Raw genomic sequence first — 18,132 nt, 5'->3', positions numbered from 1 at the left:
CCATGCGCCTGATTGACTACCTGGACAAGGGCGCTTCGCTGGGAGCCGCGGCGCCCTGCCTGCGCATGGGGGCCGTGCTGCTGTCGTACGGCGACGTGCAGCGCTTCAGCTACCGCGTGGCGCGGGCGCTGCAGCGCAGCGGCATCGCCCCGGGCAGCAAGGTGGCGGTGCTGTCGGGCAACGACCCGGTCGCCTTTGCATGCGTCTTCGGGCTGTCGCGCGCCGCGGCCGTGTGGTGTCCGATCAACCCGCGCAACGAGGCTGCCGAGAACCGCTACGTGCTCGACGCCTTCGACTGCAGCTGCTTGATCTTCCACGGCAACTACGCACCGCTGGTCGAGCAGATGCGGGCCGACCTGCCCAAGGTGACGACGCTGGTCTGCCTCGACAAGGCGCAGCCCTTCGCGCCATCGCTCGACCAATGGCTGGGGGATGCCGGCGATGCGCCCATCGATGTGCCGGTGGTCGACGACGTTGCGATGATCGCCGGCACCGGCGGCACCACCGGCCAGCCCAAGGGCGTGATGCTGTCGGGGCGCAACCTCGAGGCGATGTCGGCGCTGACGCTGATGGGCTACCCCTTCGAGGGCCGGCCCGTCTACCTTGCGCTTGCGCCGCTCACGCATGCGGCCGGCGTGCTGTGCCTGCCTGTGATGGCGCTCGGCGGGCAGGTCGTGATCATGTCCAAGCCCGACTTGGGCGAGTTCCTCGGCCTCATCGAAGAACACGGCGTCACCCACACCTTCCTGCCGCCCACGCTGATCTACATGCTGCTGCAGCACCCGCAGCTGGCAGATGCGAAGCTCGATTCGCTGCAATGCTTCTGGTACGGCGCGGCGCCCATGTCGGCTGCGCGGCTCGAAGAGGCGCTGCAGAAGATCGGCCCCGTCATGGCCCAGCTCTTCGGCCAGACAGAGGCGCCGATGATGATCTCGATGATGTCGCCGCGCGACCACTTCAACAATGACGGCACCATCGCACACCAGCGCCTGTCATCGGCCGGCCGGCCCGGGCCACTCGTGCAGGTGGGCGTGATGAACGGCGACGGCGTGCTGCTGCCCACGGGCGAGAGCGGCGAGATCGTGGTGCGCGGCTCGCTCGTGATGCTCGGCTACTACAAGGACGCGCGCGCCACCGAAGAGGCCTCGCGCCACGGCTGGCACCACACCGGCGACATCGGCTACCTCGACGCCGACGGCTTTCTCTACATCGTGGACCGCGCCAAGGACATGATCATCTCGGGCGGCTTCAACGTCTACTCTGCCGAGGTCGAGCAGGTGCTGATGCAGCACCCCGACGTGCAGGACAGCGCCGTCGTCGGCCTGCCCGACGAGAAGTGGGGCGAGCGCGTGGTGGCAGTGCTGCAACTGCATGCCGGGCGACAACTGGACGTGGAGGAGATCAAGGCCTTCGTCAAATCGCGCATCGGCAGCGTGAAGGCACCCAAGCAGATCGAGGTGTGGCTCGACCTGCCGCGCTCCAAGGTGGGCAAGGTGCTGAAGAAGGAAGTGCGCGCAGCGTTGCTGTCGGACGGAGAAGGGCAGAGACGGCGCTAGAAGCGAATGTCTCCGGGCATGACTCCCTTGAACACCGACGACGGGAGACTGCACGGCGCTACAGTGCCGCCATGCGCAAACACCTTTCCACCACCACCGGTCCCCAACGTCTTTTCTACGGCGCTGTCTCAGGCTGCGCCACCGCCGCGGCGTTGATGCCGGTGCCCATGAGCGGCATGGCGCGCGCGCTGGCCGGGTGGTGCGTGGCCGTGGTGGTCTACCAGGTGCTGTCGTGGTGGCTGGCCGACACCTTCGATGCGAAGCGCACGCGCGAACGGGCGCAGTCGCTGGACCAGCCCAACGTGGTGATCCTGGTCTCGATGCTGGTGGTGGTTGGCGCCAGCGTGGTGGCCATCGCCATGCTGCTGCAGCAGGTGAAGGCGCTGAGCGGCTGGGAGCGCGCGGCGCATGTGGCGCTCGGGCTGGTGGCGCTGGCGGGCTCGTGGCTGATGATGCACACGATCTACGCCTTTCACTACGCGCACCGCTACTACATCGACCAGAAGAGCGGCACGCCCGACGGCGGGCTCGACTTTCCGGGCAAGGACGACGCCCCTGACTACTTCGACTTTCTCTACTACTCGTACGTGATCGGCATGACCTCGCAGGTGTCCGATGTGCAGGCGACGTCGAAGGAGATGCGGCGCATCACGTTGCTGCACAGCGTACTGGCCTTCGCGTTCAACATGCTGGTGCTCGCACTCTCGGTGAACGTCGTCGCGGGCGCCGTGTAGGCGCCCCGCCGAAGCGCGCTCAGGCCGAGGCCTTGCGGGGCGAGCCCAGCTTGACGATGCCCGTCGACAGCGCCACGCCGCAGACGATGACGGCCGCGCAGATCAGCATCCACTGCGTGATGTTCTCGCCGAGGAACACCGCGCCGTAGAACAGCGCGAACACCGGCACCAGGAAGGTCACCGTCAGCGCGCGCGCCGGGCCGGCGCGTTCGATCAGCCGGAAGAACAGGATGTAGGCGACGCCCGTGCAGGCGATGCCGAGCGCCAGCAGCGCGAGCCAAGCGCGCAGGCTGGGCATCTGCGCGGGCCAGAGCCAGAAGGCGGGCAGGGCGAGGAACAGCGTGGCGCCGATCTGGCTGCCGGTGGCGGTGGTCAGCGCGGGCACGCCGCCCAGATGGGCCCGCGTGGCGCTGGCCGAGATGCCGTAGCAAAGGCACGCACCCAGGCAGGCCAGCACCGCGAAGAGCGCGGCATTGCCGCTGGCGCCCGCATGCAGGCCGGCGCTGCGGCTGGCGAGCATTGCCACGCCGGCAAAGCCGATCACCAGCCCGACGATGCGCGAACCCGCAGGCCGCTCACGGAACCAGGCCCAGGCCACGAGCGCGCCGAACATCGGTGTCGTGGCATTGAGCACGGCGGCCAGGCCGGTGTTGATGGTCAGCAGCGCGAAACAGAACAGCGCGAACGGCATGCCCGAGTTGAAGACGCCGACCGCGAAGCTGGCCTTCCAGTGCTTGGCGAGAGACGGTCCCTGGCCGCGCAGCAGCGCGATGGGCAGCAGGAACAGCGCGGCAATGGCCACCCGCACCGCGGCCGTCGGCAGCGCGCCGAACTCCGCCGCGCCGATGCGCATGAAGAGGAAAGACGCGCCCCAGAGCGCGCCCAGCAGCACCAGGTCGATGAGCCAGGCGGTTGGTGCGAGGGGCTTGGCGGCTGCGATGTTGTTGTTCGTTGTGGTCATGCGTCTTTCGCTCTCTGTCTCTTCTTCGTTGGATGTTCTTACAGCGCGCCTTCGAGCTCCAGAAGGGCGGTCTTGCGGTCGAGCCCGCCAGCGTAACCGGTCAGCGATCCGTCCGACCCCAGCACGCGGTGGCAAGGCACGATCACGCTGATCGGGTTGCGCCCCACGGCCGCGCCCACTGCGCGCACGGCGGCCGGGTTGCCCACGTTGACGCTGAGCGCGCCATAGCTCGTGGTGGCGCCCGCCGGAATGGCCAGCAGTTGCTGCCACACGCTCTGCTGGAACGCGGTGCCGTGCGACAGGTCGAGCTTCATGTCGAAGTTGTCGCGCTTGCCGGCGAAGTAGTCGTGCAGCTGCGCGGCCGCCTCGACCAGCGCGGGGTGGTCGTCCTTCGTGATCCAGCCGCTGGTGTCGGGCCAGTGGCGCTGCTGGTCGAACCAGACGCCGGCCAGGCCCTGGTCTGTGGCCGCCATCGTGATGCCGCCGAGCGGCGTGTCGATGTGCGAGGTGTAGATGACTTTGCTCTTGAATTTCATGACGTTTCAGGCGGCGAGGCCTGCCGTAGTGATAAGGGGGAGTTCCGCGGCCGCCGTTTCGGTGGCGGTTGCAGGAGTGGAAGAGGGCGCATGCCACGCCCGCAGCACTGCGTAGCTGCGCCATGGCCGCCAGGCTTGCGAGGCCTCGCTGGCAGCGCGCGCTGTGGTTACGCCCAGCGCCTTCTGCAGTGCCACGTCGCCGGCCGGAAATGCATCGGGCCAACGCAGCGCGCGCATCGCGATGTACTGCGCGGTCCAGGCGCCGATGCCGGGCAGCTCCTGCAGCGCCGCGATGGTCGAAGGCACGTCGGCTCCCGCATGCAGCGCCAGCTTGCCGGACGCGACTTCGCGCGCGATGGCGTGCAGGGCCGTCTGCCGCTGCCGCACGATGCCGAGCTGCCCCAGCGCATCGCCGCTCGCGGCGGCAATGGCCGCGGGCGTGGGAAACAGGCGGTTCAGCCCCTCGACGGGCGTAGCCAGTGGCTCGCCGAAGGCCTCGACCAGCCGCGAGCCCAGCGTGCGCGCCGCGGCCACCGTGATCTGCTGGCCCAGCACCGCGCGCACCGCCAGCTCGAAGCCGTCGACCGTGCCCGGCACGCGCAGCCCGTCGCCATGCGGAAAGGCCGCATGCAGCGCTGCATTGATGGCCATCGGCTCGGCGTCGAGGTCGAACAGGGCGCGTGCGCGGCTGATGACGATGGGCAGCACCGCGGCCAGTGAATCGCTGACCGACAGCAGCAGTTGCTCGCGTTCGAGGTCGAAGCGCAGTTGCAGCCAGCCCGCATGCGCCTGTCCGCCTTGCTGGACGCGCAGCGTGCGGGTCAGCTTTACATAGGTGGGCGTGCTGCCCTTGGCGGGCTCCTTGCCGTCCGCCGTGGATACGACTTCGACGCCGCGCAACGCACGGCGCGCGAAGAAGCCCAGCATCGCGTTGGCGTCGTAGGGCGGACGGAAGCCCAGCCGCACCTCGATGGCCTTGCCTTCGCCACCTTCGACGGTGGCGCCACCGGCGCGCCGCAGGGCGCTCGGGTTCAGGCCGTAGTGCTCCAGAAAGGCCGCATTGAATCGCCGCACGCTGGCGAAGCCGCTGGCCAGTGCCACCTGCGTCATCGGAAGGCGGGTGTCGGCGATGAGCTGCTTGGCGGCCAGCAGGCGGCGCGTCTGCAGATATTGAAGGGGCGAGACGCCGAACTGCACCTCGAAGATGCGCCGCAGGTGGCGGTCGCTCACGCCGAGCCGCGCCGCGATCTGCGCCGCGCCCGGGCCGTCTTCCGACCAGGCGTCGGGCTCGTCGATCAGCCGTGCCGCCTGCAGCGCGAGGATGCGCGAGGCGTCTTCGGTAGACCAGCTGGCTGCGCCTGAAGCACGAGGGGCCAGCTCGGGCCGGCAGCGCAGGCAGGGGCGAAAGCCCGCGGCCTCGGCCTGTGCCGCGTGGCGGAAGAACCGGCAGTTCTCGCGCCGAGGCAGCTTCACGCGGCAGACCGGGCGGCAATAGATGCCGGTGGAGGTCACGGCGGTGAAGAACGACCCGTCGAAGCGCGCATCATGCGTCTTCATCGCCAGGTAGCAGGCGTCGCTCTCGAGCGCTTCGGTGGGGGTGTGGCTGGTAGGCATGGGGAAATGATACGGTTTCGACTCGTTTCAACTGGCCGTTTTCGGACATGTGGGCATCTGGAGCCTTGCCTACAATGCCCCGTTTACAAAACCAACAGGGAAACGCCTTTCATGCAGCTCAGCGCGTCGATCTTCAAGGCCTATGACATTCGCGGCGTCGTGCCCGTCACTCTCGATACGGAGGTGGCGGAAGCGCTCGGCAGGGCCTTCGGCAGCGCAGCCCGCGCCGCCGGTGAGAAGTCGGTGGCCGTAGGTCGCGATGGCCGCCTGTCGGGCCCCGCGCTGGCAGAGGCGCTGATCAAGGGCCTGGTGGCCACCGGCGTCGAAGTGATCGACGTGGGCGCCGTCACCACCCCGATGCTGTACTTCGCGGCCCACACGCTGTGCAAGAGCGGCATCCAGGTCACCGGCAGCCACAACCCCAAGGACTACAACGGCTTCAAGATGGTGCTGGCCGGCCGCGCGATCTACGGCGACGAGATCCAGGGCCTGCGCAAGACCATGGAAGCTGGCACCGCTCAGCTCGCCCCAGGCGGTAGCGTGCGCAAGGTCGACGTGACCGAGGCCTACGTCAAGCGCATTGCCGGCGACATCAAGCTGGCGCGGCCGATGAAGATCGTGGTCGATTCGGGCAACGGCATCGCGGGTGCGTCGGCCCCTGCCATCTTCCGCGCCATCGGCTGCGAAGTGACCGAGCTGTTCAGCGAAGTCGACGGCGACTTCCCCAACCATCACCCGGACCCCAGCAAGCCCGAGAACCTCAAGGACCTGATGGCCGCGCTGGCCACCGGCGACGCCGAACTGGGCCTGGCCTTCGACGGCGACGGCGACCGCCTGGGCATCGTCACCAAGGACGGCCAGAACATCTTCCCCGACCGCCAGATGCAACTCTTTGCACAGGACGTGCTGTCGCGCGTGCCCGGCGGCACCATCATCTACGACGTGAAGTGCTCGCAGCGCCTGGCACCGGCCATCGAGGCAGCGGGCGGCGTGCCGATGATCTTCAAGACCGGCCATTCGCTCATCAAGGCGAAGATGAAGGAAATCGATTCGCCGCTGGGCGGCGAGATGAGCGGCCACATCTTCTTCAAGGAGCGGTGGTTCGGCTTCGACGACGGCACCTATGCGGGCTGCCGGCTGCTCGAGATCCTGAGCAAGAGCCCGAACGCGAGCGACGTGCTCAACGCGCTGCCCACCAGCTTCTCGACGCCCGAACTGAACGTGGCCTGCGCTGAAGGCGAGCCGCACGTGGTGGTCGACAAGCTCGTGAAGGGCGCGAGCTTCGCGGCCCCCGCCAAGGTTTCGACCATCGATGGCCTGCGCGTCGACTGGCCCGATGGCTTCGGGCTGATCCGCGCCTCGAACACCACCCCCGTGCTGGTGCTGCGCTTCGAAGGCCAGACCGATGCCGCATTGAAGCGCATCGAAGCCGAGATGCTGGCTCTGTTGAGAACCGTCAAGCCCGACGCCAGACTGGCTGAAGCCTCTCATTGAACTGAGCCCGTGCGTTCCCTGCTGCTTCGCCTCTACGGCGTCTTCACCACCGTCGTGCAACCGCTAGTGCGCCGCAAGCTGCGGCGCCGCGCCGAGGCCGAGCCGGGCTATGGCGTGGCCGTGGAAGAGCGCTTCGGCCACTATGACGAAGCCACCACCGGCCAGGCCCAGTGCTGGGTGCATGCGGTTTCGCTCGGCGAGACGCGCGCGGCCGCCATCCTGATCGCCGAGCTGCGGCGGCAGTACCCGGGCATTCCGATCCTGCTCACGCACGGCACAGCCACCGGCCGCGAAGAAGGCGCCAAGCTGCTCGAACCCGGCGACACGCAGGTCTGGCAGCCGTGGGACACGCCGGGTGCGGTGGCGCGTTTTCTTGACAAGTTCCAGCCCCGCATCGGCGTGCTGATGGAAACCGAGGTCTGGCCCGAGATGGCCGCTGCCTGCGCCGAGCGCCATATTCCGCTGGTGCTGGCCAACGCGCGGCTCAACGAGAAATCGCTGGCCTCGGCCGAACGGCTTGCATGGCTGGCGCGGCCCGCGTACTCGGCCCTGACGGCCGTGTGGGCGCAGACCGAGGCCGATGCGCACCGCCTGGTGTCGCTCGGCGCCAAGGTGGCCGGCATCTACGGCAACCTCAAATTCGACGCCACGCCCGATGCGCGCCAGCTGAACGCGGCCGTGTCGCTGCGCGAGCGCCTGCCCAAGCCGATGGTCGTGCTCGCAAGCTCGCGCGACGGCGAAGAGCGACTGCTGCTCGAAGTGCTCAAGCGCTTCGGCGCAACCTCGCCCGTGCCGCCCGAGCAGGGCGCGATCCGCTCGATTGCCAAGCGCGTGCACGACGTGCAATGGATGATCGTGCCGCGCCATCCACAACGCTTCGACGAAGTGGCGGCGCTGATCGAGGCCGAGGGCTTTGCCGTCGCGCGCCGGAGCGCGGCGGGCCAGCCGTCAGATGCAGAGATCTGGCTCGGCGATTCGCTGGGCGAAATGGCGCTGTACTACGGCCTCGCCGACGTGGCGCTGCTCGGCGGCAGCTTCGAGCCGCTGGGCGGGCAGAACCTGATCGAGCCGGCGGCCTGCGGTTGCCCGGTGATCATGGGCCCGTCAACCTTCAACTTCGCCGAGGCGGCGCAGTTGTCGCTGGCAGCCGGTGCGTCGCTGCGGGTCGAGGGCATGGAACAGGCCGTGACGGCCGCGCTGAAGCTGGTCGAGAACCCCGAGCGCCGCGCCACGATGGCGCAGGCCGCGCTGGCGTTCTCTTCATCGAACCGCGGGGCTGCCGAGCGCACCGCGGCCGCTGTGCTGGCGATTGCACAGGCGGCGGAACCGGTGACGGCGGCGGGGGAGCCGCTGGACGAAGAACCAACGCGGGCCGAGCCCACGCTGGACTGACTGCGGCGCGCGCTCAGAGCACCGGCGGGTTCAGGATCACCGGCGGCACGGGTGCTGTCGGCATCGTCGGCGCCGGCGAATTGGAATTCCGTGATGTCGGTGAGACACTTCTCGTTCGGGGCTGCAGCCTGGAAGTCGCGATTGATGAGGCTCTCTGGCGCAGCGCTGATTTCTCCCAAGTAGGAACCGTACCGACGCCGCTTGCCCGGTGTCAACTATTCTGAGCGGTGCATTGACTCGTCGGAATTGCTACCCGAGCTGACCTGTTGCCTCACGCAACTTGCTACCTGTCAAATGGTCCGGCGGTAGCCCAACTGGCGAATGGGCGCTGCGGTGCGTTTCCCAAGTTTGATGGAGAGCCTGATCGCTCGAATGCGGTCTTCGTATGAATACATGAACTACCTCCTGGTAGTCCAAGTTTTCTATCGTCCCCAACACCAGAAAGTAGTCCTTCAGGATCGCTTTCTCGTCGCCCCCGTCATTGGAGAAGAAGCGATAGGCAGCCTTCGTGTTGGCCCAGTCTTGGCACGCCAGAGGTACGGTGCCTCCAATGCTGCGGCCAAGTTGATGAAGCAGGCTGCCCACAATCTCTTGCCCAATCGTGCGTCACGGAACTCGCAACCAGCGACCTCGCCAGCTGTCCATGACCCTCTGTCCGATGACTTGCTGACTCCATCAATCCGCACAGACTTTGTCATTCATCCCCGTTGGCAGAGTCCTCTCGCTAGGAATAATGGGAATCTCGATCATTCCGTGGATCGACGAGGCGCCTGACTTGTCAGCAATTGAAATCTTCGCGTCGCACCTACTCAATGCATTCCAGGATGCAAGAAAACCCTCTCCCTTTCGTGAATTTTTGCCAGTTATGCGAATGACTTTCATTCGTATTGGAGTAGGCTTCGATCGGCCTCGATTTTGGGGTCGATGTAGTTAATTTTCCGTAAAGAAGATATGCAAACCCTCGTTCATCTTGGAGTAGATCAAATCCTCGGCTTCGCCGCGCAATTCGATGGTCAAAAGGAGAGAGGACCGCTTGTTGGAGATAAATCTGACGAACTGTTTGAAATTTTTCATGCCTATACCGAAGAAATGGAGCTGCGCCACACGATGTGGGGCGCAATGTTTGGGGGCACGACAAAGTGCTGCGCAAGCGGCACTTGTGAAATTCGCCGGAACTTCTGCTAAATGAATTGGCGGGCGCAGCGACAGATGTGGTTGCGCTCCGTCATTATTCAATTGCTGCAAATGTCGTCTAAAAAGAATTGAAAATGAGAAAAATCGTTATTATTCTCGGGAGTGAAGCAGCAGCGAATGAAGAGCTGGCCAAGCTACTGGAGAACTGCGGGTACGGTGCTGCGGCTGAATACTTGAGTATACCCAATTTCTCCTCTAGTTTTTTTTGCCCAGGAACAGTTTGCGCGATGGCCTTATTGCAAGGCGAAGGCAAAATTATTGGATTTGCGCGTGCTTTTACTGACGATATAACAACAACATATTTGGCGGAAATTTGTGTTCATCGTGATTTCTCTGGCAATGGACTTGAATCTCAGCTTGTCAAGGCTATTGTAAAGCGATGCAGTCACACGGCAATTTTCACCACTGCATTTGAAGGTGAGCTGAAATCGCTGGCAGAAAATTCAATAATTCCAAAAGATAAAATTATTGCCTGCAGTCGAAGGCCAGTTCTCGAAAGAGTTCCAAGGCACTAGCTGGCAGAGCTTAAATGATTGGCATCCAACGCATTTGTTTGGCTCAGTACGCCCTCTTGGAATTAATGCAAACCATCAAGGAGGAAGGAGTATATCTTCCGTTGTTCGGCGAGGAAAACCTTGAGTCTGAAATAAAACGTGATTTCGAGAAAATAGAGTTTCAGCTGGCACACGCGATAGAATCGCGACAAGATAAAAAAATAGACGCAACTCCGGAGTTTATTGACCTAATTCGTGGAATGCTGAAGCGACGAAGTGCTCGAATGCTTCGGTTTATCAATAAGCTGCATTCCTGCATAACGCAGTTTTTCGATGTTGCCGAAATCCAATGTTCAGCTGTGTCAATAAAATTCACAGAAGGGGAGTCTCACGGGGAATGCGAGCGAGCGGTCATTTTTACTGCCAACGGTCGGGAATATATTATTAAATTCCGTGATCCTCGTCCATATTTGGTAATAAAAGTAGTGGCAGAAAGGTTGCGTGAAGTTTCTGCCATCGATGTGGTTCCTCCGAGCCTGTGGTATAGCCAAAATTATACTTGGCACGTGATGCCATATCTTGAAGAAATGCCGGTGCACCGTAATGCTGAGGAAATAGCGCAATTCATGAAAGGGCTTGGCGCGCTTACGGCAGTTGCCTATTTTTTGGAGATGGCCGATTTGCACTTTGACAATGTGATTTCTTGGAATTGCAAGCCGGTCATCGTGGATGCTGAATGCATTTTTTATAGTTATCTTGAATACAGCCGTGATTCTGCAGAAGATCGGATGGCAAATACTGGGTTGGTTAGTGCTGCCCCCTTTTTGTCATCGATTTTGGGGGGTAAGAGTTCGGCACTCTCGTTCGGTGCTCAAAGAAGCGGTGGAAAAATTGTCTACCTGTCAGTAGAGGAGGGAGTAGAGAAAAATCGACTCCTTGATGAATTTGGAAAATCGATCAATCCGGCTAACTTCAGTCAAATCATTGCAGACGGTTTTTATGATGCCCTCTGTGCCTTGTGTTCCGTTAAGCAGGATCTGCTTCTTGATGTCAAAGCCGTTTCTCAAGGAATGAAAACTCGGCGTCTTTTAAGACTGACGATGCAGTATGCCGTGACCTTGGAAATGCTACGTAACCCTAAGCATGCCAGCACAGTCGAAAAAATTGGTCAAATAATATCTATTTTCTCGAGAGCCCAAAGTCTTTCGACCGTTTCCTGCGCCGAAACTCTTCGTTGTGAAATAGTCGACTTGCTGGATTCGGATGTTCCTTCTTTCTGGATGGAAGATTCTAATGGCATGCCACATTTAATGCATTGGACTGGATCTGTAAAAAAATTAAAAAGACAAGATTCCCTTGCTGCCAGAATCGAAAGAAGTTTGAATTCATGCCTTGAAGCAGATGCGATGAAGTTGAGAGAGTATTTGAAGGATTTTGTGAGCGGCCAAGAGCGATCTGTAGCGAAATAAGGAAGGCATTTCTGATGTGGTTCTTTTCATTTTTTAGTTCTCATATCCTTCGTTCTGTGTTTAAGGATTTTCGAAGTAGCTGTGATCGACAGTCGATGAGATTGCTGTTGATGGCATTGGCCGTTGTAATTGGGTCGGCGTTCTTCGTGGGTATCTCCCCGATATATATGGCGAAAGCCATAGACGCAATGAGCAAAGGCGGCAGTGAGGCTGCGGAAGGTGTTGTCGCATTTGCGATGGGCTATCTACTTCTGCGCTTTATCGGGGAAGCGCTTGTGGATCTGCGTTGGATCGTTATTAATCCGGTGTTGTATCGAATTTCCTATGCTTTTTGTTTTTTGATTGCCGGTCGAATTGCGAAAATTCCACGCCAAGAGGGGCGAACGGGAGAGAGCAGCGCGTGGGTTGCAGAGAAGGCGGCTGTGATCTCAAAGATGGAGATGGGCTCGATTAGTTTTCTGTATGGTCTGCTCGCCGTCATCATTCCCACTGCTATAGAGTTGGTCATTGCTTGTATTGCGATTGCGATTGCAATTGGCCCAATCTTGGTTGTATATATTTCGCTTGGAGGTATCGTCTTTATGGTTGGCGTTTCTTTCAAGCGCGATAAAGAACTGTCGGCGGCAAATATTGCAAATCAGTCGGACAATGTTTCGACGTCCTACTTTTCTGAGTACATTGCTAATCCAGCTTTAATTCATGAATTTGGTGCGCGCACTTTTCTCGAAGCGCGCCTCTCAAAGGCTATTGATGATGCGCTTAGTAAGCATCGTCAATTTTTCTTCGTTAAAACGGAGCGCAGTCTATATCTGACGGGGATTACCTGCGTAATTTATGCGGCAGTGCTGGCAAGTGCGGTTTTTCAGATTGGTTTGGTTTCGTCGACGGCTGGTAATTTCTTCTTGCTCGTTATATATCTAGATCGAATTTTAAATCCGTTGTCCAATGCTTCATCGGCTGTTAACAGCATGCAGAATGGGTTGATTTCTATTAAGGGGGGATATGATCTTTTGGCGGATCTGGAAAGATCGGCTGCGAATAGGCCATTTTCCGTCGCTCGGGCTGATGAGTGGGATGAGATTATTATTGATGAAGCTCCGGCCTATTTTATTGATGGGAGAGATCTCAATATTGGTCGAGGTTCTTGGGTTTGCATCAAAGGCCCTTCTGGTGCTGGAAAATCAACTCACCTCCGGAAAATTTATCAAAATATCCTTTCTCATGGAGGCATTGACGGTTCAAAAATTCACTACCTAAACCCTGCATCTGCAGTGGTTAGAGGATCTGTTTTTGAAAATATTTCACTTGGAGCTGAAGCTATCACCAGGGAAATGGTTGCCGCGTATTGGGATTTTTGGAATAAGGAGATTGGAAATCGAGCGGTTGATATCGACGCTGATGTGAGTTCTTTGTCAGCGGGGGAAACACAATTCCTTTCTGTTTGTCGAACCATTTTCCGAGCTCCGGAGTTCGTTTTTTTTGATGAGGCAACTAATTCAATGGATCGAAGCTCGGAATCTAAAATTTGGGCAATCATTCGAGAAAAATTGCAAGGCGCAACAGTATTCGTGATTTCACATCGAGATATGCATGATGTGAGATTTGATTTCGTTGATGACCTAAAGCGCGGGCAAAGAGAAGATGTTGGTGAGGATTTGCTGTTGGCATAGTTGGTGTTTGGTCTAGGTGAAGTGGCAGCGCTGATCGAGGCCGAGGGCTTTGCCGTCGCGCGCCGCAGCGCGGCGGGCCAGCCCTCCGACGCAGAGATCTGGCTCGGCGATTCGCTGGGCGAAATGGCGCTGTACTACGGCCTGGCCGACGTGGCGCTGCTGGGCGGCAGCTTCGAGCCGCTGGGCGGCCAGAACCTGATCGAGCCGGCGGCCTGCGGTTGCCCGGTGATCATGGGCCCGTCGACCTTCAACTTCGCCGAGGCGCCGCAGTTGTCGCTGGCAGCCGGGGCGTCGCTGCGTGTCGAGGGCATGGAGCAGGCCGTGACGGCCGCGCTGAAGCTGGTCGAGAGCCCCGAGCGCCGCGCCACGATGGCGCAGGCCGCGCTGGCGTTTTCTTCATCGAACCGTGGGGCTGCCGAGCGCACAGCGGCCGCGGTGCTGGCTATTGCGCAGGCGGCGGAGCCGGTGACGGCGGCAGGCGAGCCGCTGGACGAAGAGCCAACGCGGGCCGAGCCCACGCTGGACTGACTGCGGCGCGCGCTCAGCGCACCGGCGGGTTCAGGATCACCGGCGGCACGGGTGCTGTTGGCATCGTCGGCGCCGGCGGATTGAACGGCTGCACCGGCACCGGCGGGATCACCGGAATGCTCGGTGGCGTCACCGTTGTCGCAGGTGGCACCGTGGTGCTGCGATCGGGCCCGGTGGCCGAAGGCACGGCCGGCACGCTGCCATTGCTCGCCAGCGTCGCGTTGATCGCATTCATGTCGTCGGTCGTCAGCGTGCCGTTGGCCTGGCGCAGCTTCAGGTTGCCAAGCAGCACGTTGTAGCGCGCCTGCGCCAGGTCGCGTTTGGTCTGGTACAGCTGGCTTTGCGAGTTCAGCACGTCGATGTTGATGCGCACGCCCACCTGGTAGCCGAGCCGGTTGGCGTCGAGCGCGCTCTGGCTCGACGCCTCGGCCGCTTCCAGCGCCTTCACCTGTCCCGCGCCGGAGACGAGCCCGAGGTAGGCCGCGCGGGTGGCCTGCGCCACGCTGCGGCGGGTGCCGTCGAGCACGCTGCGCGACTGGTCTTCGAGCGCCAGCGTTTCCTTGATGCGGTTTTCGGTGGCGAAGCCGGCGAACAGCGGCAGGTTGAAGGTCACGCCGACCGTGGTCGCGTTGACGCGGGTGCCCACGGTGCTGGTGCTGGTGCCCGTCGGGTTGCGCGTGACGTTGTAGCCCAGGTTGGCGTCGAGCGTGGGCTTGTGGCCGGCCTTGGCCTTGTCCACTTCGAGCCCGGCCACGTCGAGGCCCAGGCGGGCCTGCTGGATCGAGGGATGCACCTCGTCAGCCTGCGCGACCCATGCGTTGATGTCCGCGGGCACGGCGGCGGGCAGCACCACCGGCACCCGCAGCGGCACCGGCACGCTGCCGGGGCGGCCGACCAGCTGGTCGAGCACGATCTTCTTCACCTGCAGGTCGTTCTCGGCCGCAATCTCCTGCGCGATCACGAGGTCGTAGCGGGCCTGCGCCTCGCGCGAGTCGGTGATGGTGGAGGTGCCGACCTCGAAGTTGCGCTTGGCCGACGCCAGCTGCTCGGCCACGGCGACCTTCTGCGCGCGCACGAGCGCCAGGCTGTCCTGGCTCGCGAGCACGTCGAAATACGCCTGGCTCACGCGCACGATCAGGTCTTGTTCGGCAATAGTGAGCACCGCCTGCGCGATGTCGGCCTGGCGCTTGCCCTGCTCGTACGTGGCCCAGTTGGCCGGTCGGTACAGCGGCTGCGTGGCGTTGATGCCGACGTTCTGCGTGTTGAAGTCGCGCGGCGTGGTGGTGCCGCGGCCGCTGCCCGTGAGGGTGTCGATCTCGAGGTCGCTGCGCGTCACGCCGGCCGTGAGCCCCACGGCGGGAAGGATGCCGGCCTTGGCCTGCGCGGCACGCGCGACGTTGGCCTCGTACTGGGCCCGTGCGCCCTGGTAGGTGGCGTCGTAGCCGCGGGCGGCGTCATAGAGTTCGTTCAGTGTCTGGGCCTGGGTCAGGGCCGGCGATGCGAGCAGGGCTGCGAAGATGCTTGCGAGCGCTGCGGAAAGAGGCGATAGCCGGGGCCTGGAAGGCATTGAACGTCCTTGAAGAAAGAATCAGTAGCGCGGGACCGAGGGGTCATGCGAAGACCAGGCGTCGATGCCGCCCGCCACGTTGGCGAGCTGGTCAAAGCCGTTCTGGTTCAAAAAGGCGGCCACGCGCTGGCTGCGCGCGCCGTGATGGCACAGGCATGCAATTCGAAGTTCGGGCTGGCCGCTATTCAGCTCGGCCAGCCGCCCGGGAATCTCGTTCATCGGAATCGCCACCAGGGTGAAGCCCTGGGGAGCGACGCTCGCCGTCTGCAGTTCCCAGGGCTCGCGCACGTCGAGCAGCACGGGGGTGGCGTCGGCGTTCTGGGCGAACCAGGCGGCAAGGTCGGCGGGGCGGACTTGGTCGATCATTCGGTCAACCGCCGGCTCAGAACGAGAAGCGCGAGGGCTCGGGGAAGTTCAGCAGGCGCGGGGCCACGATGTCCCAGGGCTGGATGGTGTCCCACTTGCTTTCGCTCGAGCGGGTGACGAAGTGGGCGCGCATCATCGGCTCTTCGCCCACGATGGCCGAGAGGCGGCCGCCGACCTTGAGCGAACCCAGCAGGTTCTGCGGAATGCGGGCGACCGAGCCGCTCAGCACGATCACGTCGAAGCTCGGGCCACTGGCCAGGGGCACGGCGCCGTCGGCATTGCGCACTTCGACGTTGGTCACGCCGTTGCGGCGCAGCGTCTCGGCGGCGCGGGCGGCCAGCACGGGGTTGATTTCAAGCGACAGCACCTGGGCGGCGCGGGCGCCCAGCAGGGCGGCCATGAAGCCGGAGCCGGTGCCGATCTCGAGCACCGATTCGTGCTTCTGGATGTGCAGGTCTTGCAGTGTGCGTGCCTCGACCTTGGGCGACAGCATGAATTCGCCGGGCACGGAGCCGTCGAGCAGCGGCAGTTCCATGTCGAAGAAAGACAGCGTGCGGTGTTCTTCCGGCACGTAGTCTTCGCGGTGGATTTCGGCCAGCAGTTCGAGGATGTCCGTTTCCAGCACATCCCAGGGGCGGATCTGCTGTTCGATCATGTTGAAGCGCAAGCGCTCGAGGGTGGGGGTGGGGTTCATGGCGTGGTTTTCCTAGTGGGCTCAGGACAAACCTTCAATTTTAGGTGCCGTCGGTGACACCGGCGGCACGCTCGGCCTTCCGGGGTGCGCGCTGAGCCCGTTGATCACCACGTCGGCCTGCACGGCGAGGTACTTTTCGGGGTCGAGAGCCGATGCGCCGTCGACGCAGACCATGGCCGAATGCTTCCAGAGCATGAGGAAGACCATGGGCGCCACCACCGAGTAGATCGCGTGGTCGATGTCCATCGACGCGAACTCGCCGCTGTCGATGCCGCGCTTGAAAATGCGCCGCAGCAGCTCGTGGCCGGGCCGGACCACCTCGCGGCGGTAGAACTCCGCCAGTTCGGGAAAGTTGGCGCCCTCGCTCATCATGAGCTTGGTCAGGCCCGAGGCCTGGGTCTTGCCGACGCGCTCCCACCACACGCTCATGCAGTAGCGCAGCATCTCGGCCGTGGTGCCTTCGAAGGCCTCGAACTCGGCATTCCACTCCGTGAAACGGCCGCCGAGGTTTTCCATGACCACGGCCTTGAACAGCTCTTCCTTGCTCGGAAAGTAGAGAAAGAGGGTGCCCTTGGAGACGCCGGCGCGCGCCGCCACTTCCTCGGAACGGGTGGCGGCAAAGCCCTTTTCGACGAACAGATCGAGCGCGGCGGCCAGCAGTTCGCCGGGACGCGCCTCTTTCCGGCGCTCGCGCTTGGCGTGCACCGGGCAGATCTTTTCGACGAAGGAGCGGGGCGTGGGCATGGTGTTAATGACTCGCGGGTTAGTAATGTAGTGACCGGCATCCGTCACGTCAAGCCGCGACAATATCGGGTTCGTCTTTTTCCAACCTGCCGGAGCAGCACCATGTCCACTTCACCGTCGCCGACCGAAACCATCGTGCTGGGCGGTGGCTGCTTCTGGTGCACCGAGGCGGTGTTCGACCGGGTTCAGGGCGTGCTGGACGTGGAATCGGGCTATTGCAACGGCCAGACCGTCAACCCGACCTATGAGCAGGTCTGCACCGGCCGCACCGGCCATGCCGAGGTGGTGAAGCTCGAATTTGACCCGGCGCAGATCAGCTTGCGCGAAATCCTCGAAATCTTCTTCGTCGTGCACGACCCGACCACGCTCAACCGCCAGGGCAACGACGTCGGCACCCAGTACCGCAGCGGCATCTACTACACCAGCGACGCCCAGAAAGAGGTGGCCGAAGGGGTCATCCGCGAGATCGAGGCCAGCAAGACCTATCACTCGCCCGTCGTCACCGAAGTGGCAAAGCTCGCCAACTACTCGACGGCCGAGGCCTACCACCAGGACTACTTCCTGAACAACCCGAACCAGGGCTACTGCGCATTCGTCGTGGGCCCGAAGGTCGAGAAGTTCCAGAAGACCTTCGCCTCGCGCCTGAAGGCCTGACCGCCTCCCACCCCGTGCGCATCGCCCGCCAGTCTCCCTCCCGTTCGTCGCGCGCGTTCATCGTCGCGCTGGCGTTCGCGTTGTGGATCGCGGGCACGCTGGGGGTCATGCACAGTTCGCTGCACGTGCCGGGCCTCTCGCACGCCGAGGCGGCGGTGCAGGTGCAGCAGGCATCGCGCAGCGGCGCGCACGACCACGCGGCCCACGGGCTGGGCAGCCTGTTCGGCGAGCACACCGACGCCGAATGCCGGCTGTACGACCAGCTGGAGCACGGTTCCGCCGTGCCCAGCGTGCCGCTGGTGGTGCTGCCGATGCTGCTGCCGTCGGCCACCTTCGCCTATCTGCAGGGCGAGGTCGTCGCCCGCTGGACCGCGCTCTTCGACGCGCGCGGTCCGCCTTCCTCTCGCTGAATCTCCCTGTGTTCCGGCTGCCGCCGCCCGCATCGCGCGGGCGGCGGCAGATCGT

The 18,132-nt window shown here is 62.6% G+C and carries 17 protein-coding genes and 2 pseudogenes; 11 read left to right on the top strand and 8 right to left on the bottom strand.

The genetic code is table 11. The features are described from left to right. The first annotated feature begins 2 nt into the window (after positions 1-2). Positions 3-1,556, top strand: a complete 1,554-nt coding sequence (locus AC07O3_RS24075; protein WP_495340508.1) for an AMP-binding protein — start codon at positions 3-5, stop codon at positions 1,554-1,556. Between the two features lie 71 nt (positions 1,557-1,627). Next, positions 1,628-2,290 (top strand): DUF1345 domain-containing protein, encoded by a 663-nt coding sequence (locus tag AC07O3_RS24070; protein WP_093058235.1) that lies wholly within the window; start codon positions 1,628-1,630, stop codon positions 2,288-2,290. 19 nt (positions 2,291-2,309) lie between these two features. Here the strand turns inward: AC07O3_RS24070 and AC07O3_RS24065 are convergent, their stop codons facing one another. The 3 genes from AC07O3_RS24065 to AC07O3_RS24055 are packed head-to-tail and all read right to left on the bottom strand — an operon-like array spanning position 2,310 to position 5,401. Then, positions 2,310-3,251, bottom strand: a complete 942-nt coding sequence (locus AC07O3_RS24065; RefSeq protein WP_093058236.1) for a DMT family transporter — start codon at positions 3,249-3,251, stop codon at positions 2,310-2,312. Between the two features lie 38 nt (positions 3,252-3,289). Next, complete coding sequence (locus AC07O3_RS24060; RefSeq protein ID WP_093078854.1) at positions 3,290-3,787, bottom strand: methylated-DNA--[protein]-cysteine S-methyltransferase; 498 nt, start codon at positions 3,785-3,787, stop codon at positions 3,290-3,292. 6 nt (positions 3,788-3,793) lie between these two features. Next, positions 3,794-5,401, bottom strand: a complete 1,608-nt coding sequence (locus AC07O3_RS24055; protein ID WP_495340507.1) for a DNA-3-methyladenine glycosylase 2 family protein — start codon at positions 5,399-5,401, stop codon at positions 3,794-3,796. A gap of 111 nt (positions 5,402-5,512) precedes the next feature. On the opposite strand from AC07O3_RS24055, the gene AC07O3_RS24050 reads away from it, so the two are divergent. Continuing rightward, entirely contained in the window at positions 5,513-6,895 is a 1,383-nt protein-coding gene (locus AC07O3_RS24050; protein ID WP_495340506.1) for a phosphomannomutase/phosphoglucomutase, read from the top strand. Between the two features lie 9 nt (positions 6,896-6,904). Further along, positions 6,905-8,287 carry a 3-deoxy-D-manno-octulosonic acid transferase gene (locus tag AC07O3_RS24045; RefSeq protein WP_093058240.1) on the top strand — a complete coding sequence of 461 codons (1,383 nt, stop codon included), beginning with the start codon at positions 6,905-6,907 and terminating at the stop codon, positions 8,285-8,287. Between the two features lie 489 nt (positions 8,288-8,776). Here the strand turns inward: AC07O3_RS24045 and AC07O3_RS24040 are convergent. Then, positions 8,777-8,872: pseudogene (locus tag AC07O3_RS24040) on the bottom strand (IS4/Tn5 family transposase DNA-binding protein); the annotation flags it as partial. 366 nt (positions 8,873-9,238) lie between these two features. Here AC07O3_RS24040 and AC07O3_RS24035 point away from each other — a divergent pair. The 5 genes and pseudogenes from AC07O3_RS24035 to AC07O3_RS24015 all read left to right on the top strand — a co-directional run. Further along, positions 9,239-9,472: a hypothetical protein gene (locus tag AC07O3_RS24035; RefSeq protein WP_495340505.1), complete on the top strand. Its 234-nt coding sequence runs from the start codon at positions 9,239-9,241 to the stop codon at positions 9,470-9,472. An 83-nt stretch (positions 9,473-9,555) separates the two neighbouring features. Next, complete coding sequence (locus AC07O3_RS24030; protein ID WP_495340504.1) at positions 9,556-9,996, top strand: GNAT family N-acetyltransferase; 441 nt, start codon at positions 9,556-9,558, stop codon at positions 9,994-9,996. Positions 9,997-10,010: 14 nt separating this feature from the next. After that, entirely contained in the window at positions 10,011-11,444 is a 1,434-nt protein-coding gene (locus AC07O3_RS24025; protein ID WP_495340503.1) for a DUF4135 domain-containing protein, read from the top strand. Between the two features lie 95 nt (positions 11,445-11,539). After that, positions 11,540-13,114: an ATP-binding cassette domain-containing protein gene (locus AC07O3_RS24020; RefSeq protein ID WP_495340502.1), complete on the top strand. Its 1,575-nt coding sequence runs from the start codon at positions 11,540-11,542 to the stop codon at positions 13,112-13,114. Positions 13,115-13,132: 18 nt separating this feature from the next. Further along, positions 13,133-13,642 (top strand): annotated as a pseudogene (locus AC07O3_RS24015) (3-deoxy-D-manno-octulosonic acid transferase); the annotation flags it as partial. 13 nt (positions 13,643-13,655) lie between these two features. Here AC07O3_RS24015 and AC07O3_RS24010 read toward each other — a convergent pair. The 4 genes from AC07O3_RS24010 to AC07O3_RS23995 are packed head-to-tail and all read right to left on the bottom strand — an operon-like array spanning position 13,656 to position 17,013. Beyond that, on the bottom strand, positions 13,656-15,209 hold the full coding sequence (locus AC07O3_RS24010; RefSeq protein WP_495340501.1) for a TolC family outer membrane protein: 1,554 nt from the start codon (positions 15,207-15,209) through the stop codon (positions 13,656-13,658). A 21-nt stretch (positions 15,210-15,230) separates the two neighbouring features. Beyond that, positions 15,231-15,575: a rhodanese-like domain-containing protein gene (locus tag AC07O3_RS24005; protein WP_495340500.1), complete on the bottom strand. Its 345-nt coding sequence runs from the start codon at positions 15,573-15,575 to the stop codon at positions 15,231-15,233. 16 nt (positions 15,576-15,591) lie between these two features. Next, a complete protein-coding gene (locus AC07O3_RS24000; protein WP_093058243.1) occupies positions 15,592-16,269 on the bottom strand; it encodes a protein-L-isoaspartate O-methyltransferase family protein in 678 nt (225 codons plus the stop codon). A 21-nt stretch (positions 16,270-16,290) separates the two neighbouring features. After that, positions 16,291-17,013 carry a TetR/AcrR family transcriptional regulator gene (locus tag AC07O3_RS23995; protein WP_495340499.1) on the bottom strand — a complete coding sequence of 241 codons (723 nt, stop codon included), beginning with the start codon at positions 17,011-17,013 and terminating at the stop codon, positions 16,291-16,293. A gap of 102 nt (positions 17,014-17,115) precedes the next feature. Between AC07O3_RS23995 and msrA the strand changes: the two genes are divergently transcribed. Beyond that, a complete protein-coding gene (msrA, locus tag AC07O3_RS23990) occupies positions 17,116-17,667 on the top strand; it encodes a peptide-methionine (S)-S-oxide reductase MsrA (protein WP_093058245.1) in 552 nt (183 codons plus the stop codon). Positions 17,668-17,774: 107 nt separating this feature from the next. Then, positions 17,775-18,077, top strand: coding sequence for a hypothetical protein (locus AC07O3_RS23985; protein WP_495340498.1), 303 nt, complete (start codon positions 17,775-17,777; stop codon positions 18,075-18,077). The last annotated feature ends 55 nt before the right edge of the window (positions 18,078-18,132 follow it).

The sequence above is a fragment of the Variovorax sp. GW821-FHT09D05 genome (assembly GCF_059416325.1).
Note: the sequence above shows the minus strand (reverse complement) of the source record. Positions and strands in the feature narration are given on the sequence as shown.

Coding starts and splice junctions, on each gene's coding strand:
- AC07O3_RS24055 (WP_495340507.1), bottom strand. CDS start 5,401: ATGCCTACCAGCCACACCCCCACCGAAGCGCTCGAGAGCGACGCCTGC.
- AC07O3_RS23985 (WP_495340498.1), top strand. CDS start 17,775: ATGCACAGTTCGCTGCACGTGCCGGGCCTCTCGCACGCCGAGGCGGCG.
- AC07O3_RS24035 (WP_495340505.1), top strand. CDS start 9,239: ATGCAAACCCTCGTTCATCTTGGAGTAGATCAAATCCTCGGCTTCGCC.
- AC07O3_RS24030 (WP_495340504.1), top strand. CDS start 9,556: ATGAGAAAAATCGTTATTATTCTCGGGAGTGAAGCAGCAGCGAATGAA.
- msrA (WP_093058245.1), top strand. CDS start 17,116: ATGTCCACTTCACCGTCGCCGACCGAAACCATCGTGCTGGGCGGTGGC.
- AC07O3_RS24060 (WP_093078854.1), bottom strand. CDS start 3,787: ATGAAATTCAAGAGCAAAGTCATCTACACCTCGCACATCGACACGCCG.
- AC07O3_RS24000 (WP_093058243.1), bottom strand. CDS start 16,269: ATGAACCCCACCCCCACCCTCGAGCGCTTGCGCTTCAACATGATCGAA.
- AC07O3_RS23995 (WP_495340499.1), bottom strand. CDS start 17,013: ATGCCCACGCCCCGCTCCTTCGTCGAAAAGATCTGCCCGGTGCACGCC.
- AC07O3_RS24025 (WP_495340503.1), top strand. CDS start 10,011: ATGATTGGCATCCAACGCATTTGTTTGGCTCAGTACGCCCTCTTGGAA.
- AC07O3_RS24065 (WP_093058236.1), bottom strand. CDS start 3,251: ATGACCACAACGAACAACAACATCGCAGCCGCCAAGCCCCTCGCACCA.
- AC07O3_RS24005 (WP_495340500.1), bottom strand. CDS start 15,575: ATGATCGACCAAGTCCGCCCCGCCGACCTTGCCGCCTGGTTCGCCCAG.
- AC07O3_RS24050 (WP_495340506.1), top strand. CDS start 5,513: ATGCAGCTCAGCGCGTCGATCTTCAAGGCCTATGACATTCGCGGCGTC.
- AC07O3_RS24020 (WP_495340502.1), top strand. CDS start 11,540: ATGAGATTGCTGTTGATGGCATTGGCCGTTGTAATTGGGTCGGCGTTC.
- AC07O3_RS24010 (WP_495340501.1), bottom strand. CDS start 15,209: ATGCCTTCCAGGCCCCGGCTATCGCCTCTTTCCGCAGCGCTCGCAAGC.
- AC07O3_RS24075 (WP_495340508.1), top strand. CDS start 3: ATGCGCCTGATTGACTACCTGGACAAGGGCGCTTCGCTGGGAGCCGCG.
- AC07O3_RS24070 (WP_093058235.1), top strand. CDS start 1,628: ATGCGCAAACACCTTTCCACCACCACCGGTCCCCAACGTCTTTTCTAC.